The organism is Thermaurantimonas sp. (assembly GCF_046299575.1).
GTDB lineage: Bacteria > Bacteroidota > Bacteroidia > Flavobacteriales > Schleiferiaceae > Thermaurantimonas.
Genome location: NZ_JBKBHX010000005.1, coordinates 120,725 through 136,303, shown reverse-complemented (window position 1 = coordinate 136,303; position 15,579 = coordinate 120,725). Strand labels below are relative to the sequence as shown.

The window sequence follows — 15,579 nt, the reverse complement described above, 5'->3', positions numbered from 1 at the left end:
GCCTTGTTTAAAATGAAACTATTGAAGTCATTTTGGGGTATTGCAGTAAAGTTTCGGTAGTGTTCCACCTTATTTCGGGTTTGGGCATGGCTTGCACTTTTATTTGTGCTTTGCGTTGGATAAACTTTAGATACTTTTTCAGGTTATAACTCATTGCACTTAACAATACATGCTTGTTGGCTCCCGCCATGCCCCGAGTATTTACTCTGCGTAAATTTAAATAGTTTAGCAAGGTACCTAATACCGGCTCTACGGTTTTGCTCCGTATGCGGCTTAGCTTTTGGGCGTATTCCTTCTTCTTGCTTAGTTTTTCATGCATCCTATCGTAATACGGTTTATCTATACTGTCTTCTATCTTCTTAAAATCACTCTTGCCTATGCAGGTTTGTCTTAAGGGGCAATCTTTACATTTGCTGTTATCACTGCGGTAGATCCTTTTGGTGTAGCCTTTGCTGTCGGTGGCTATTCTTCTAAAGGGTAGTATCGCCCGATGTCCTCGCTGGCATTCGTATTGGTCTTTTTCCTTGGTGTAAATAAAGCCTTCCTAGCCTACCAAACATATCTTGAAAAATACCACCGGGTCAATACTCGCCTGACCTTCCTTGCCATAATAAAATTCGGTAGCCTTGTACAAAATCTCGTGAAAGTTGACGATAAAAATTATCTTCCGGTACCAAGTCGTCCAAACACACTTGGTAATACATCTTCTGATTGAGAATTTTTCTTCCTTGCATACTTCAAAGATACACAAACCCACTCACTTAATCAACTTATGTTATTAATAATCAAATGTTTATATCTCATATTATTAACACCTTCTCAATATAGAAATTTTGTGTATGTTTGAAATCAAATAAGTTGTGCAACATTCACAGCCGTTTGCCGCAATGCTTGGTTCAATGCTTCGATTTGAAGTTTCATCAACTGTATCTCTTTTTTCAACGGCTCTACTGCTTCTTCAATATACCGTTCTACATTTGGGTCTTGTAACATATTATTGTCAATTTAAGTTTATACTAAATAAGTCGCACTACGGCAACCTGCAAACCGTAAGCGGCAACCTTAAATAACGACACCAACAAGAAATAGTAAAATAAATGGAACAAGTAATAACTGACGGACAGGCGTGTAAGGCCAAAATTATTGAATCAATTTCACAAGCTAAATCCACTATTAGAGTGGCAATGGCTTATTTTACTGATCGAGAGATAGCTGATGCATTAATTACAGCTAGTAAAAATGATCGTGAAGTTACTGTTGTTTTATCCAGCGACATAACTAATAATGAAATTAGGGAATATCTAAAAGGTAAGCTTACATTAATCATTTACGAATCAAATGGACGCGGTATAATGCACCACAAATTTTGCATTATAGACAACTCACTTCTACTTCACGGTTCATATAATTACACATACAATGCAACAAAAAACAATCAAGAATCTTTAAATATTACAGACTCTTACAATTTAATATCTGAATATTCAAATATTTTTGACACACTTACTAAAGATTCGACCGTGACAAATATCTATTTAAATGAAAAACCTATTCTCCAGCCAACCCAAGAGGATAATTACCTTGAAAAATTTACGGAACAATTAAAAAATCACATTTCGCAAATATTTGACGATTTTAATCATAACCAAATAGTTGAAGAAGGACGAAAACTAGCGGAAGAAAATCTTGGAGCTGAAAATGTATTTCTTGCATATCTTGACACCTCATTAGCAAGAGTAAATAGTAAACTAAGTCAGGAAGACCATGTTAAAACACTTGTTAAAACAAGGATGACGGCTTCTTTAGAAATGGCTATTGAATCAAACCTTAAAAACTTAGAGGCTGATCTAAACTTATTGAACAACTATTGCAATGATAAAAAAGCAATTATCGATAATAAAATTGAAAACTTAAGAAATAGACTTAAGGAAAAACAAGAAGAATACAATACAATAAATGCTGATGTTAATAAAATCAAAGCAACAATTACTGAAATAAATGATGAAATAGACAATTTAGATAGGCAAATTGTCGTAAAAAGTTTTTGGTCACTTCCGACAGTATTAAAGCTATTACTAACTACTCTATTTTTTCTATATCTATCTCTGTTTTTTAGCAGTGCAATATGGAAGATATTCTTTGAAGAAGCTGAAGTACTCAAACTTTTATCACGTGGTATAACCCCTGAATCACCACCATTATTTGATGCGAATGCATTAGTAAAAATATTCAGTAAAAAAGGGGTGTTCTATGGTACTATTGCGGCTTTATTTTTTATTGTTCCTGTTTTATTAACAAGCATTAAATTGTTGAGCAACAAAAATAAATTTATCGAGATTGCTGTTGGTTGGATAATAGGAATTTTTGCTATTGACGTTGTTGTAGCTATTCTGATAAGTCAACACACTTTTGAAATTAAAAGGTTACTTGTAGGTAGTGCTGAAAAATGGGAATTAGGAAGTGCATTTACAACCGGTGAGTTTTGGTTGATTTTCGTATTTGGTGCATTACCATTATTTCTAACCAAAGTATTAATTGAAAACATTTGGTTAGCTTACAATAAATCAAATCCTGAATCAGTAGACCGAGAAAAAACGCTGCTTAGAAACTCAAATAGAAGAAAGCTTTCAGAAAAACAGCAAGAATATGAAGTGCTCAAGGTCAGACTAGATACTCTAAATTCAGAAATTGATGAGTTCAAAGCAAACATTGTAAAATATGAAGACGAAAAGAACGAGATTAATTCATACGAAAACAACAAAAAACTGGAATTGAAAGAACGGAATGAGAAAAAGAATAAGAACCTCAGAGATGTATTTAATTCATTTATATCAAGTGTAGAATCCGGGAATAGACAGTTTTTGAAAAATGTTATAAACGGCAGAATTTCTGCCTTCAAAACAGGATACTACAATTTCCTAAACAATTACTTCGCTACCAAAGTTGCCACAAACAAAATTGAGAGCCTTGAAACTGCTCATAGAAATTGGGAAAAAAGAAATTTTGAATAAGTATTTATGAAAATGTTGAATTTTTTATTTTGCATATATTTAATAGCAATCCTCACTGGATGCCGTGGATGCATTGAAATACCTAAAGATGAAACTTATATTATTGAATACGATAATATAATAATTTATACCGATTTATCAAGCAGAATGTATCGTAACCCAAATGATACTGCTATAATTAATCAAATTTTAGACTTTTTCGTATCTCATTGTGTTAAACCAGGCATTAAAGTTAATGACAGGTCAGCAATTTCGTTTTCAAGAGCAAATTATAAACGCTCTAATTGTCCAACTGCTAAAATTGACATTGGACAATTTAAAAATCTAGAAGAAAAGCAACAATTTGTAAACAATAAAAGCCATAACAAAAATTTAAATGATGCAATTTCAGAATTTAAGGATATTGTAAGATGTAATTATCGTGAACGTGATAAAGGCGGCTTGGATTTGCTTTCTTTAATTTACAATGAAGTTAATTCAGGAAATCACATTAAAAAGCCTGAATATTTAATTAGTGAAACAGACACTACAATACTTTATTTCCATAATCATATATTCATTTTTACAGATGGATATTTAGAATATTCTACCAAAGCAGGTTCTAAGGAATTTTATTATGGGGAGCCGCAAATTGAAGCAGTAAGAAAGTTTTGCAGAACAAATAAAGTTTCTCCAGAAGAGGCAATTAGAAACAATCCTCAATTCAAGATAAAACCACTTGTTTCAGAAAATAATAAGCTAGTGAATCTTTATATTATGGAAACTGATGACCGTGGGTTTAATGTTCAGAAAGGAACTTTTAAGAATACAGGAGATTTAAGTGACAACAATATTTTACGACTAGTTTGGAAAATTTGGGCAGAAGAAAGTGGATTTAGACATTTTGAATGGAGACCCATAACAGCAGAGACAAATTTACCTAATGACTATATACAAAAACTCATAAAACATTGACAGTCAAAAGAAAAGCAGCCGCCAACAGGCGTAACTGTTGCACAACCTCTTTTTTAAAATGATAAATTAAGTTTTACAACAAAAAATTAACTGCTTTAGAGCCCTTTTAAGAGCACTTGTTTTTCTTCTTGATTTTTGGATTGCAATTTTTTGCCTTGCTTATAATAGAACTATTGAAGTTATATTAAGGCGTTGCAGTAAATTTTCTGTAGTGTTCCACCTTATTTCGGGTTTGGGCATGGCTTGCACTTTTATCTGCGATTTGCGTTGGAAAAACTTTAGGTATTTTTTCAGGTTATAACTCATTGCACTTAACAATACATGCTTGTTGGCACCTTAATAAAATTTCTGCAAAAAGTTTAAATCAATGGCGCATGATAGCTGACGATAAAAATTATCTTCCGGTACCAAGCTGTCGATATGCACCTAATAGAGCATCTTGGGTTGAAGTTCTTTTCTGCCTTGCAAACTGCAAGCTTAATAAACACTTCTTCTTTCACGCTTGCTTTTTACATTATTTTTTCACAGTTTTGAGTTAGTTGTGCAACAGGCACAGCGGTTTGCCGCAAGCGGGGGTGCAGTGCTTCGGTTGACAGTTTTTTCGTATTATTGAACTGCGGTTTTCCAAATGAACCGTTGTGCTGAAAAGCCCCGCCTGCGGCAAACCGCCAAAACGTTATGCCTCACACTATAAGACAGACAACAATGAAACAACCACACGACAATTGGGGAACATATTACGACTTTGTTTATGAACAGACTTTTGGAAGTTTTTACAACAACCTGACAACTGAAACATTAAAGGTAATCAATCAAATTTTGCCACAAGGGACAATTCTTGACTTTGGAGCGGGAACAGGGAGACTTTCCCTACCCTTAGCAGAACAAGGTTACAATGTAATAGCTGTCGAGAAAAGCATAGGAATGGTAAATGACTTTAAAAGGAAGATAGACGGAAAAAATTCTGAAATAGAAATTCATAACTGTTCAATTTCAGAATATGTAAATGGTAAAGCAGATTTAGCGATTGCAATTTTTACCGTTTTAAATTATTCAACTACAGAAGATGAACTTTCTAAAAACATAGAGAATATTTGTAGGCATATTAACCCAGAAGGCTATTTCTTTTTTGATTTACCCAATGCAGTTTTTTTTAAGGCAGGTCGTTTGACAAATATAAACTCAAACACTTTTAGACGACTTGTGGAATTAACAAACTACAACGAAAATGACATTTATACATACAGGGAAAAATGTAGTGGCATTTTTAACGGACAAGAATTTAGCTATGAAGATGAATTTAAAATAAGATATTGGGAAATCAGCACCCTCGACAAACTACTAAGTGAAAATGGCTTCATTGATACCTTGGAATCGTTTCCGCAATTCAATTCAACAGGTTCAACATACAAACTATACAAAAAGCAATGAAACAATTTCAATTACAGCTGTTCAAGGGACACCCGATTATCAATGACGGTGAAAATAGAATTTTAATAGACACAGGCGCTCCCTCAACCATTCACTCCTCAGATAGTTTAAATTTCTTGTCAAAAAGTTTCGGCTGCACAACAAACTACATGGGTTTGACCGTTTCAAAAATTTCTGATATGCTTGGAACAGAAATTACAACTCTGCTTGGGGCCGATATATTATCTGAATACATTATTCTTTTAGACTATCAAAATCAAGTAGTTGAGTTTAGCAAACAGGAAATTGATATTGACGGAACTCAAGCGGACATTTCAAATTTTATGGGAATACCGATAATTAAAATGACAGTTGATAACCAAGAACTAAAATTCTTCTTAGACACAGGAGCGAAACTTTCATATTTATCGGACAGCTTGACAAGTAACTTTGGAAGCGTAGGAACAGACGAAGACTTTTATCCAGGAGTAGGTAAATTTCAAACGGAATGCTTTGAAATTACAACAGTTTTCGGAGACAACGAATTTGTTGTGAAATATGGAAACTTACCGACACTGCTACAAATGACATTGATGCTGGGTGGAACGGACGGTATTATCGGGTTTGACTTTTTTAATAATTTCAAGGTTGTTCTTGACCTTAAAAACAACAGACTTAAATATGCGAAATAGAAACAAAGAAAAAGAAGGGCGAAGGCATAACTCGGATTTTGCGTCAGGCGGGGTGAAGTGCAAACTTGGAGATTTGTGCTTATATTCAAGTGTAGTGGTGATTGACAGTTTTGTGCTCCGAAACCCGCCCGAACGCAAAGCCGAAAAAAGTTATGTGTGATTATAAATACAGAAAATGAAATGATTATGATTGAAAATCTTACAACTGATATTATCCTAACCAAGCAACTTCCAATCAATGAACTGCTTGATAATTCATTTTACTATCCTGCATGCGGTTTTGACTGGGGTATAATTAAGTTTTATGGTAGAGAAATTCAAAGTTATTTTTACTGTGACTACGCAACTGGTGAAGAAGCCTTATTAAAACATCTGAATGACTTTCGTGGATACAAGCTTTTGGGCCATAGACCTATCAGGAAAGAAGAATTAATTCCTAATGGTTGGCAAATGCATCTTCCCCCAAATTTTGATATAAAACAATATTACCGCTACAAACAGGAATTTAAAATACCATTTGCACATTGGGCAGTCTATGAAAGAATGGAGAACTTTTCAGAAGCTCACGGGCCAAATAGGTTTAGTTTAATTTACATTGGTGGTGAAGGTGTTGCAACCTATCAAGCTCTATATTGGTCAAACAAAAAAACAGCAAAAGCATTGGCTATAATTCAACCTGGAACAGCGTTTGGATTAAATTGGACTAATTTCAGTGATAGAAATGGTGCATTAGCGTGGGTAGTATTAAAAAATCAATATGGGAAACCTGACATAATTTTTTATGGTGGCTATGGAATGGGTTACAATAATTTTAATTGGAAAGATTACAAATACGAAAGAACTATAAGTCCATATTACAGCGAAGGACCATTTGGAGAAGTGACAATTTGGAAAAGAAAATAACCACACATAACAGCATGTTGCCTTAATTGGCGGTGACGTACAAAAGTGTGGCTGACTGCACCTATAAAACTTTTGTGCAGGTTGCCAATTTTTTTGCCCCGAAATTGCCAACTGTGGCAACACGCCATACGTTACCGGCAACCTTATGACGACACTGGTGGCACAAACGGGACTGCTGAAAACCGAACAGAGCAAACACTAACAAAAAAAGAAAACTATGTTTTGGACATCAATCGTAGACGGCATCGGTATGTTCTTTTCTCATTGGGAGATTTGGGTAGGCATTTTAATTTATGGAACAATCTTTCTAACTTACTTTCTCTTGTTCGGATTTGCGTTGAGTAAAGGTGGCGACAACAGAGGTGTTGAAATGGCTGGTTGCCTGATACATTTAATTGCAGGACCTGCTCTACAAGGAATACTCGTTTCATTTTTAGTTACGGCTATCTTTCCAATTCTGTGCGGTGGTGACGACTTTATTTCTCTCTCTTTCCTAACCGAAAATTGGTGGGCTATTACAAAAGCAGGTCTAATTTCAATATGCATTACACTGTTGCTATCTTCAACTCCCTTTGTTGATAGTTTTATTTATAGTACACCCGGGACTTCAATTTTTGTTCAAGGTGTAATCGTTTTTCGAATGCTTGCAAACAAAGTTTTGTTTGAAGTTCTGGATAAAATAAACCCAAACGCTGACATCTTTCTGGGTTTTTGGACTTTGGTTGGATTATTAATTCTTTCTTTTGTTATCCATTTCATTATTTCATCAGGACTGATGCTACTACTCATTAATCTGGAAATCATTAGCAGCGATCCTATGGAATCTATGGACTTTGTAATTGACAATATTATCGGAGTGTTTCCAGGAATTTTATGTCTTTGCATCTATTGTTCCTTCATCCGACTAACTTTTCTAAACATTCCACCGACAATAACATCATGATTAAATTATTCTCAATTCTGCTCATAATAGTTTTCTCATCATGTAGTGGGACTGACTGCGGAAAACTTCCGACTACTTTTAACTCATTTGACGAGGCAGAGAGACAAATTGAAAACGCACATTTCAATCTCAAGGACGATGTAAATACAAGTAAGAGTTTATGGATTAGAGGTGCTAAGTAATTCAGTTGCGATAACCAAACAGGTTACTTCATTTTGGAAACAGACAAGCAAGACTATCTCTATTAAAATTTACCTCTTGAAATTCGGACAGGTTTTAAGAACGCTTCTTCATTTGGACAGTATTACAATTCAAACATCAAACACAGATACCAATTTCACCTTACAAAGGACAAATGACAATGAACGAAGGTGTATGCAAACTTCAATCTGACCGACTTCGGACGGACAGCAAGGCAGCCGGTAACAAGGGTAACCGTTGCACAACCTCTTTTTAAATTCTATAACTAAGTTTTACTTAAAATTTTGACTGGATTAGAGCCCTTTTAAGAGCTCTTGGTTTTATCCTTGGTTTTTTTTTTGCTTGTGATTTTTTGCCTTGCTTATATGGGCAATATTGATGTCATTTTGAGGTGTTGAAGAAAATTTTTGATAGTGTTCAAGCCTAATTCAGGTTTCGGCATGGCCGACACTTTTATTTGTGCTTTGCGTTGGATAAACTTCAGTAATTTTTTCAGGGTATAACTCATCGCACTTCTAAAACCAATTTCTGAGATTTTTTACAGGCTCTTCGAATAAAATTTTAATAAATCTTAATAGTCTAACATTTATGATTTTCACAGACTCTAATTCATGCTTGGTAATACTTCTTTTGAGCGTTGATTTTTCCTTTCATACACCAGAAGTTCACAAATCCACAAACTTAAATAACTTATTGTGCACTTTTTTAATTCTTATATCTCAAATATTCAACACCTTTTCAATATTGATATTATGTATATCTTCAAACTCAATCAAGGTGTGCAACAAGCTCAAGGTTAATCAATATCCCAGTTTATATTTCTGTATCTTAGCAAAATTTTTTAAATTACTTTTGGTTGGTTTAGTACAGCATAGAATTGACATTTTTTTGGTATTTCCAAATATTCACCCGTTGGAAATTTATAAATCTCACACCATCGGCCTTTAAGACTTATTTAAACAAATAAAAATAAATGAAACTTGAAAATCGAAGACAGAAAGTAACACCATTCCCACACTTCCTAATCAGATTGGGTCGATATGGACTCTTTGCTTTTGTTTTGGTTGCCTTCTCCGTGTTACTTGGGACAATTGGTTATCACCTTATTGGCCAACTGTCGTGGATCGACAGTTTCCATATGTCATGCATGATTCTGACTGGGATGGGTCCTGTGGCAGAAATGACTACGCCAAAAGCTAAGTTGTTCTCATCTTTTTACGCCTTGTATAGCGGTATTGCATTTCTGAGTATAACTGCGGTTTTCTTTGCGCCAATTATTCACAGATTGCTGCATATTTTACATGTCGAAGAAGATATAAAAAACACTGAATGACATAATTTAGAACTGATTTATTCCAATAGCCAATTCAATGGCTTTACTTAAATATTTGTGGTAAAGTCGGAAATTAACATCTGAGATTCTTCGAATAAGGGTTAGCTAATTAAAAACAATAATTTTCAAATGTTGTTCATCCCTTAAGGTAGTCCCCGTATTAATTATTTACTACATTAGTAAACGCCTTAGCCTTATTGCTTCTATTATCAGCAGCGGTGCGTGTTTAGCCCTTTGAAAAGCCTAACGATGCCATACACCCTTAAAAAGGATGTGATCAACTTAAAGTCGGGAACACTCACTCCCTCAATATATCCAACAATATAAAAAGGATGTGATCAACTTAAAGTCGGGAACACTCACTCCCTCAATATATCCAACAATAGCTTCTTTACATAAAGACCGACAACTTCAATTCTTCTGACAGCTCCCTCAATTCCCTTCCTTCACCTGCCTTACCTTTGGCCCGGAGGATTTCATTCTTCCATGAAGTCAAGGGAATCACAGATTTTCGCACATTTTTTATGAATTCTTTTTTTTCAACCGACCGCAAGATTGGCATTCTCGGAGGGGGACAGCTCGGCAAAATGCTCGCCCTGGCAGCAGCACCCTGGGACTTTTACCTGAAAGTCCTCGACCCCTCCGGCGATGCACCGGCCCGCCATTACGTGAAAGAATTCGTACAAGGCGACTTTCGCGACTACCACACCGTGCTCGACTTTGGCCGCGATTGCGACATCCTCACCATCGAAATCGAAGATGTAAATACCCACGCGCTATATGATCTCCAGCGGCAGGGCAAAAAAATTTATCCTCAGCCTGATATCATCGAAATCTTTCAGGACAAGCAGCGACAGAAGCAGTTTTACACTGACCACCACCTTCCTACGCCCCTATATCATGAATTTCGAGATCGCCAAAGCCTGCTACAGCATCTGGAGCAGACTCGGGTTGAGTTTCCCATCATCTGGAAGGCAGCCCGTGGCGGATTCGACGGTCGTGGCGTCCGCAAACTCCACGCACCGGCCGATGCCCTTCTGTTGCCCGACGTGCCCTGCATCCTCGAAGAGTGCATCGACATCCTTGCGGAGACAGCCGTAGTCGTTCACCGTTCAGCTGCCGGACAGATTGCCTGCCAGCCGGTGGTGCAGATGGAGTTTCACCCCACGGCTCATTTTGTCGAGTTGGTATTTGCACCCACGAGCCTTGGGTCTGATATTGAGGAGCAATGCATCGGGCTGGCCACACGCCTAGCCTCGGAGCTCGACCTTGTAGGCACCCTGGCGGTCGAATTCTTCATTACTACTGACCAGCGCGTGCTCATCAACGAAGCCGCACCCCGCGTGCACAACTCTGGCCATCTCACCATCGAAGCCACAGCCGCATCCCAGTTTGAGCAGCACCTCAGAGCCATTGCCGGACTGCCATTGGGCGACACCACACTCCTTCACCACGCCGTGATGCTCAATCTCACCGGCCACCCTGACCATCAGGGACCAGTGCACTACGCCGGCGCTGACAGAGTGCTCGCCATGCCTCGCGTATATCTGCACCTCTACGGCAAGAGCACCACCAAACCCCACCGCAAGATGGGACACATCACCGCCATCGGCAGCCATATTGACGAATTACTCCTTCAGATTCAGACCATTAAAAATACCATTCACGTCATTTCAATCTAAACCATATATATGGCCAAACGGAAAATACGACTTGTAAGCGTAATGAGCGAGCTGGGCGCAGGCACACGGGGTGCCAGCCTCGGCCTCGACGCCATGCGCATCGCTTCCTTTAAGCTCAATCCAAAATTTTTCAAAAAATACAAAGTCGAAGAAGTAAAGCACCTCAACAACATGCTCTTCGAGGAAGACGTCACCCCATACGCCAAGCGGCTCGACGGCATCGTCACGATGTATCAGCGCATCGAAGAGAAACTCGTCGAAGTGTTTGAAAACGGCTACTTCCCCATCGTCATCTCCGGCGACCATTCCAATGCCGGCGGCACCATCGCCGGCATCAAAAGCGCCTTTCCAGACAAGCGACTTGGCGTCATCTGGATCGACGCCCACGCCGACCTTCACTCGCCCTACACATCCCCCTCAGGCAATGTACATGGCATGCCGCTGGCCACTGCCCTCTCTGAAGACAACCTCGATTGCAAGCTCAAGAAAGTACCCGATAGCACCCTACAGTACTGGAACCAGCTTAAGGGCAAGTCACCCCGCATCCGCTACAGCGACCTTGTCTTCATCGCACTGCGCAGTACCGAGATGCCTGAGGATTACCTTATCATCCGAAACAAAGTACGCGTCATCAAAGTAGAGCAGGTGCGCGAATCAGGCCCCGTACGCGCAGCCGAAAAAGCCCTTGAATATCTTGCCGATTGCGACATTATCTACATCTCCTTCGATGTGGACAGCATGGACCCCTCCGTATCTCGCGGCACCGGCACTCCTGTACCCGGCGGCCTCTATGAAGAGGAAGCCACCGCCATCATCAATCGCCTGCTCGAAGACCCTCGCGTCGTCTGCCTCGAGTTTACCGAGATCAATCCCGTGCTCGATGACAAGGGCAATGCCATGGGCGAGGCCGCCTTCCGCATCCTATCCACTGTCGTCGAGACCATAAAGCTTAATAATTAAAAGTAAGATCGCTACTTATGTCGGTCGTCAACTTATGAAAAAGTTTTCTGAATAATAAATCATTACAAACTATCAAAGAACCGATGAGTTAAGTAAAAGGATACTCGAGGACGTGTAGATTTGCCGAATGAATAACGCAATGTGATATGAGTAACGATTTGTTTCAGGCGCCGGATTACTATCTGGTGGATGAATTGCTGAGTGAGGAGCACAAACTGGTGCGCGATACAACCCGTGAATGGGTTAAGCGTGAGGTAACACCCATTATTGAGGAGTATGCCCAGCGTGCTGAGTTTCCGGCGCATTTGAGAAAAGGGTTGGCAGAAATCGGAGCATACGGGCCTTTTATACCACAAGAATACGGCGGAGCTGGCCTTGACTACATCTCTTACGGGTTGATGATGCAGGAGATTGAGCGAGGTGACAGCGGTATTCGCTCGACTTGTTCGGTACAGTCGTCCCTGGTGATGTTTCCCATTTACAAATACGGCACTGAAGAGCAAAAACGCAAATACCTTCCAAAACTGGCTTCCGGGGAGTATTTGGGAGCTTTTGGTCTGACAGAGCCCAATTTTGGCTCAAATCCGGGCGGAATGGTGACCAACTTTCGCGATATGGGTGACCATTATCTGCTCAATGGCAGCAAGATGTGGATCAGCAATGCTCCTATCTGCGATATTGCTGTAGTATGGGCTAAGAATGAAGAAGGCCGTATCCACGGTTTGATTGTTGAGCGCGGTATGGAGGGCTTCACTACACCGGAAACGAAGAATAAATGGAGTCTTCGCGCCAGTGCTACGGGCGAATTGGTCTTTGATAATGTTCGTGTGCCTAAGGAAAATCTGTTGCCTGGTCGTTCTGGTTTAGGTGCGCCATTATCTTGTCTCGACAGTGCTCGCTATGGCATCGCCTGGGGCGCCATCGGCGTAGCGATGGATTGCTACGATACTGCGTTGCGATATGCCAAACAGCGCATTCAGTTTGATAAACCGATTGCAGCTTTTCAGTTACAGCAGAAAAAGCTGGCTGAAATGATCACTGAGATTACTAAGGCACAGCTTCTGGCATGGCGGCTGGGTGTATTGCGCAATGAAGACAGAGCTACATCGGCTCAAATCTCCATGGCTAAGCGCAACAATGTGGAAATGGCTCTCAAAATAGCCCGCGAAGCACGTCAGATCCTGGGCGGAATGGGCATTACGGGCGATTACCCCATCATGCGCCATATGATGAATCTCGAGTCAGTGATTACCTATGAAGGTACTCACGATATCCATCTTCTTATTACCGGAGCCGATATTACCGGAATCCCGGCGTTTAAGTGATCATTTAGGAAACTTAAGTAATAAAAATTGCCCTGGAGACTTCAAATTCGAAGAATCCAGGGTATTATTTTTAACTAAATGTGCACTTTTATCGACGAAAGACGGTGTAGGATAATTACTTAATTGGTACTTCGATAGCAAGTAGTTGAGTGTTAGGCGCTGTTTCAATGTTAAGCCTTTCAAAATCATACACTTCTATACTATCACGTCGATTGAGTTGATGCCCTTCTACTGTGGCATTACCTTCCACCACCATCAGATAGAGCCCTTGACCCGGAGAGTAGGGGGTATAATGGGTGGCTATGGGAGTTTCATTTCCTTGAAACAACGACAGAAAGGCATTCTGATGAATCCAGAGAGCAACATCTGATGCTCCCTTAGGGCCGACGATGAGCGACCATTGTCCCGGGACGAGCATATCGGAATATGACTTTTGGTCATAGCGTGGCTCTACATTATCCTTGTCGGGAAAGATCCAGATCTGGAAGAGCTCTACCGGCTCTTGATATGGATTGACTTCGCTGTGGTAAATGCCTTTACCGGCGCTCATCACCTGTACCTCGCCGGCATGTACGGTGGCGCTATTGCCCATGCTATCTCGATGACGCAATCCCCCTGCGGTAGGGATGGTAATGATTTCCATGTTGTCATGCGGGTGCATCCCAAAGCCCATTCCGCCGGCGATGTGGTCATCGTTGAGCACGCGCAGCATACCGAAATGCATACGGCGAGGGTTATAATAATTTGAAAAACTAAAGCTATATCTGGTTTTAAGCCATCCTAAGTCTGCTTTTCCCCTATCTTCTGATTTTAAAATGTTGATTATCATGATTTTATTTTTTTAAATTTTATTTGAAACAAATGTATTTACATTTAAAATGCACTTCCAATAGATTTTCTCTATGAAAACAAGAAAAAACCCCGGCAGCAAAGCCGGGGTAGGTGACATTTACACAAATCAGAAAAAGTAAAAAGAGTGTTTATCAATCAGTTAGATCAACGCCAAGCGTAAAACTCAAAAGACTTAGATTCGGAAGATTAGCTCTGTTTCGAAAGTAGGAAAAAAGTTCATACGAAATAGTAGCCGTGGCTCCGCGAACCCCAAAAATCGCTCTTGCACCGGCATAGAGAGGATTTATGTGAAAATGAGCATATGTTACCGTTTCGCGCTTCATATCATTATTGGCAGTAAGGTCTTCTATAAAGGTGCTGTTGTTAAATCGCCAGCCGCCAAATACGCCTAAACCGAAATAGGCACCGTCGATGAATCCTTTTTTGTGCGAAAATGTGAGCAGAAGTGGAGCTTCGATCGATTGACTTCGGAGGCGGCTGCGCGTAGCTGTTGATTGCGGATCGCTTACAAACTTAATACCTGTCGGAGCAGCTTCCATACGCACATCGTTTGGCAGACCAAAAGCTGTCCATCGGTAAGAGAGCCCGTAATACAGGCCTGCAATGCTGGTTTTTGTAAACTTTCGGTTGCCGTGTATGCCAACAGAGAAAGTCCAGGAGCGCAGCAGATCTGCATTAAGAATGCTGTTATCACCTAATTGATTGACTCCAAATGAAAAATGGAAAATAGATACCTTTTGGCCTGAACGGTATTTGGGAAATTTAAAGTCATAGACAGAGTCACGTTTAAAATATATTCCTGGTTTATCAGATTTCTGTGAATTTCCTACGGGCGGTTGATATGCTATACCTGCGATATCTTCAAGTTCCTGTATGCGGTCTTCTATTTTTTCGAACTGATCATTTATTTTATCAAAATGGTCATCGAGATACTCTTTCCAATTGTCTTTTGACATTTTATTAAAAGCTAATCCCTCCTCAGCAGCCTTTACAATTTCTTTTAGAATTGAATCAGCCATACGGGGTTCAAGTGCATTCTGTCCGCGCAGATACTCAATTCGCTGAATCATTAACTGCATTTTATGCGCAATTTTTTGAGCATTTCGGGTAATCTTTTTGATGACTTCGTCGAGTTCTTTCTCGCTTATTGTGCGTATATCCGAAGTATTGATAGAAATCTGGGTGCCATCTACTTCAACCTTGATTGATACTTTGGGCACGGTGTCTGAAACTGTGTTCTTTTGCTGAGCTACTGTAATTGTCATTATTTGTGTGCATACCAGCACCATAGTAGTAAACAGGATTTTTCTCAT

General features: G+C 39.5%; 16 protein-coding genes. 12 read left to right on the top strand and 4 right to left on the bottom strand.

Translation table 11 applies throughout. From position 1 onward, the window contains the following. Window positions 1-7 precede the first annotated feature (7 nt). Window positions 8-466, bottom strand: a complete 459-nt coding sequence (locus ACK4EX_RS08190; protein ID WP_409771779.1) for a transposase — start codon at window positions 464-466, stop codon at window positions 8-10. A 24-nt stretch (window positions 467-490) separates the two neighbouring features. Between ACK4EX_RS08190 and ACK4EX_RS08185 the strand changes: the two genes are divergently transcribed. After that, window positions 491-715, top strand: a complete 225-nt coding sequence (locus ACK4EX_RS08185) for a hypothetical protein (protein ID WP_409771628.1) — start codon at window positions 491-493, stop codon at window positions 713-715. Between the two features lie 134 nt (window positions 716-849). On the opposite strand, the gene ACK4EX_RS08180 is transcribed toward ACK4EX_RS08185, so the two are convergent. Next, window positions 850-993, bottom strand: a complete 144-nt coding sequence (locus ACK4EX_RS08180; protein ID WP_409771626.1) for a hypothetical protein — start codon at window positions 991-993, stop codon at window positions 850-852. A gap of 104 nt (window positions 994-1,097) precedes the next feature. Between ACK4EX_RS08180 and ACK4EX_RS08175 the strand changes: the two genes are divergently transcribed. The 11 genes from ACK4EX_RS08175 to ACK4EX_RS08125 all read left to right on the top strand — a co-directional run bounded on the left by ACK4EX_RS08175 (window position 1,098) and on the right by ACK4EX_RS08125 (window position 13,414). Further along, window positions 1,098-3,011 (top strand): phospholipase D-like domain-containing protein, encoded by a 1,914-nt coding sequence (locus ACK4EX_RS08175; RefSeq protein ID WP_409771624.1) that lies wholly within the window; start codon window positions 1,098-1,100, stop codon window positions 3,009-3,011. Between the two features lie 6 nt (window positions 3,012-3,017). After that, window positions 3,018-3,965, top strand: a complete 948-nt coding sequence (locus tag ACK4EX_RS08170; protein WP_409771622.1) for a hypothetical protein — start codon at window positions 3,018-3,020, stop codon at window positions 3,963-3,965. 705 nt (window positions 3,966-4,670) lie between these two features. Next, complete coding sequence (locus ACK4EX_RS08165; RefSeq protein WP_409771619.1) at window positions 4,671-5,396, top strand: class I SAM-dependent methyltransferase; 726 nt, start codon at window positions 4,671-4,673, stop codon at window positions 5,394-5,396. Next, window positions 5,393-6,067 (top strand): hypothetical protein, encoded by a 675-nt coding sequence (locus ACK4EX_RS08160; protein WP_409771617.1) that lies wholly within the window; start codon window positions 5,393-5,395, stop codon window positions 6,065-6,067. Before ACK4EX_RS08165 ends, ACK4EX_RS08160 begins: the two co-directional genes overlap by 4 nt. 186 nt (window positions 6,068-6,253) lie before the next feature. Further along, window positions 6,254-6,970, top strand: coding sequence for a hypothetical protein (locus ACK4EX_RS08155; protein WP_409771615.1), 717 nt, complete (start codon window positions 6,254-6,256; stop codon window positions 6,968-6,970). A 217-nt stretch (window positions 6,971-7,187) separates the two neighbouring features. Beyond that, window positions 7,188-7,913 (top strand): hypothetical protein, encoded by a 726-nt coding sequence (locus tag ACK4EX_RS08150; protein ID WP_409771614.1) that lies wholly within the window; start codon window positions 7,188-7,190, stop codon window positions 7,911-7,913. A 263-nt stretch (window positions 7,914-8,176) separates the two neighbouring features. Continuing rightward, entirely contained in the window at window positions 8,177-8,272 is a 96-nt protein-coding gene (locus ACK4EX_RS08145; RefSeq protein ID WP_409771777.1) for a hypothetical protein, read from the top strand. An 815-nt stretch (window positions 8,273-9,087) separates the two neighbouring features. After that, complete coding sequence (locus ACK4EX_RS08140) at window positions 9,088-9,447, top strand: hypothetical protein (protein ID WP_409771612.1); 360 nt, start codon at window positions 9,088-9,090, stop codon at window positions 9,445-9,447. A 524-nt stretch (window positions 9,448-9,971) separates the two neighbouring features. Beyond that, on the top strand, window positions 9,972-11,129 hold the full coding sequence (locus tag ACK4EX_RS08135; RefSeq protein WP_409771610.1) for a 5-(carboxyamino)imidazole ribonucleotide synthase: 1,158 nt from the start codon (window positions 9,972-9,974) through the stop codon (window positions 11,127-11,129). Between the two features lie 9 nt (window positions 11,130-11,138). Next, entirely contained in the window at window positions 11,139-12,089 is a 951-nt protein-coding gene (locus ACK4EX_RS08130; RefSeq protein ID WP_409771607.1) for an arginase, read from the top strand. A 146-nt stretch (window positions 12,090-12,235) separates the two neighbouring features. Then, complete coding sequence (locus ACK4EX_RS08125) at window positions 12,236-13,414, top strand: acyl-CoA dehydrogenase family protein (protein WP_409771604.1); 1,179 nt, start codon at window positions 12,236-12,238, stop codon at window positions 13,412-13,414. 115 nt (window positions 13,415-13,529) lie between these two features. Here ACK4EX_RS08125 and ACK4EX_RS08120 read toward each other — a convergent pair whose 3' ends face one another. Beyond that, window positions 13,530-14,243 (bottom strand): pirin family protein, encoded by a 714-nt coding sequence (locus ACK4EX_RS08120; RefSeq protein ID WP_409771602.1) that lies wholly within the window; start codon window positions 14,241-14,243, stop codon window positions 13,530-13,532. Window positions 14,244-14,397: 154 nt separating this feature from the next. Next, window positions 14,398-15,579: a hypothetical protein gene (locus ACK4EX_RS08115; protein ID WP_409771600.1), complete on the bottom strand. Its 1,182-nt coding sequence runs from the start codon at window positions 15,577-15,579 to the stop codon at window positions 14,398-14,400.

What these genes read in the sequence shown, in the direction of transcription:
- ACK4EX_RS08170 (WP_409771622.1), top strand. Translation starts at nt 3,018, where the DNA reads ATGAAAATGTTGAATTTTTTATTTTGCATATATTTAATAGCAATCCTC.
- ACK4EX_RS08180 (WP_409771626.1), bottom strand. Translation starts at nt 993, where the DNA reads ATGTTACAAGACCCAAATGTAGAACGGTATATTGAAGAAGCAGTAGAG.
- ACK4EX_RS08135 (WP_409771610.1), top strand. Translation starts at nt 9,972, where the DNA reads ATGAATTCTTTTTTTTCAACCGACCGCAAGATTGGCATTCTCGGAGGG.
- ACK4EX_RS08155 (WP_409771615.1), top strand. Translation starts at nt 6,254, where the DNA reads ATGATTGAAAATCTTACAACTGATATTATCCTAACCAAGCAACTTCCA.
- ACK4EX_RS08115 (WP_409771600.1), bottom strand. Translation starts at nt 15,579, where the DNA reads ATGAGAAAAATCCTGTTTACTACTATGGTGCTGGTATGCACACAAATA.
- ACK4EX_RS08185 (WP_409771628.1), top strand. Translation starts at nt 491, where the DNA reads ATGTCCTCGCTGGCATTCGTATTGGTCTTTTTCCTTGGTGTAAATAAA.
- ACK4EX_RS08125 (WP_409771604.1), top strand. Translation starts at nt 12,236, where the DNA reads ATGAGTAACGATTTGTTTCAGGCGCCGGATTACTATCTGGTGGATGAA.
- ACK4EX_RS08165 (WP_409771619.1), top strand. Translation starts at nt 4,671, where the DNA reads ATGAAACAACCACACGACAATTGGGGAACATATTACGACTTTGTTTAT.
- ACK4EX_RS08130 (WP_409771607.1), top strand. Translation starts at nt 11,139, where the DNA reads ATGGCCAAACGGAAAATACGACTTGTAAGCGTAATGAGCGAGCTGGGC.
- ACK4EX_RS08120 (WP_409771602.1), bottom strand. Translation starts at nt 14,243, where the DNA reads ATGATAATCAACATTTTAAAATCAGAAGATAGGGGAAAAGCAGACTTA.
- ACK4EX_RS08140 (WP_409771612.1), top strand. Translation starts at nt 9,088, where the DNA reads ATGAAACTTGAAAATCGAAGACAGAAAGTAACACCATTCCCACACTTC.
- ACK4EX_RS08150 (WP_409771614.1), top strand. Translation starts at nt 7,188, where the DNA reads ATGTTTTGGACATCAATCGTAGACGGCATCGGTATGTTCTTTTCTCAT.
- ACK4EX_RS08160 (WP_409771617.1), top strand. Translation starts at nt 5,393, where the DNA reads ATGAAACAATTTCAATTACAGCTGTTCAAGGGACACCCGATTATCAAT.
- ACK4EX_RS08175 (WP_409771624.1), top strand. Translation starts at nt 1,098, where the DNA reads ATGGAACAAGTAATAACTGACGGACAGGCGTGTAAGGCCAAAATTATT.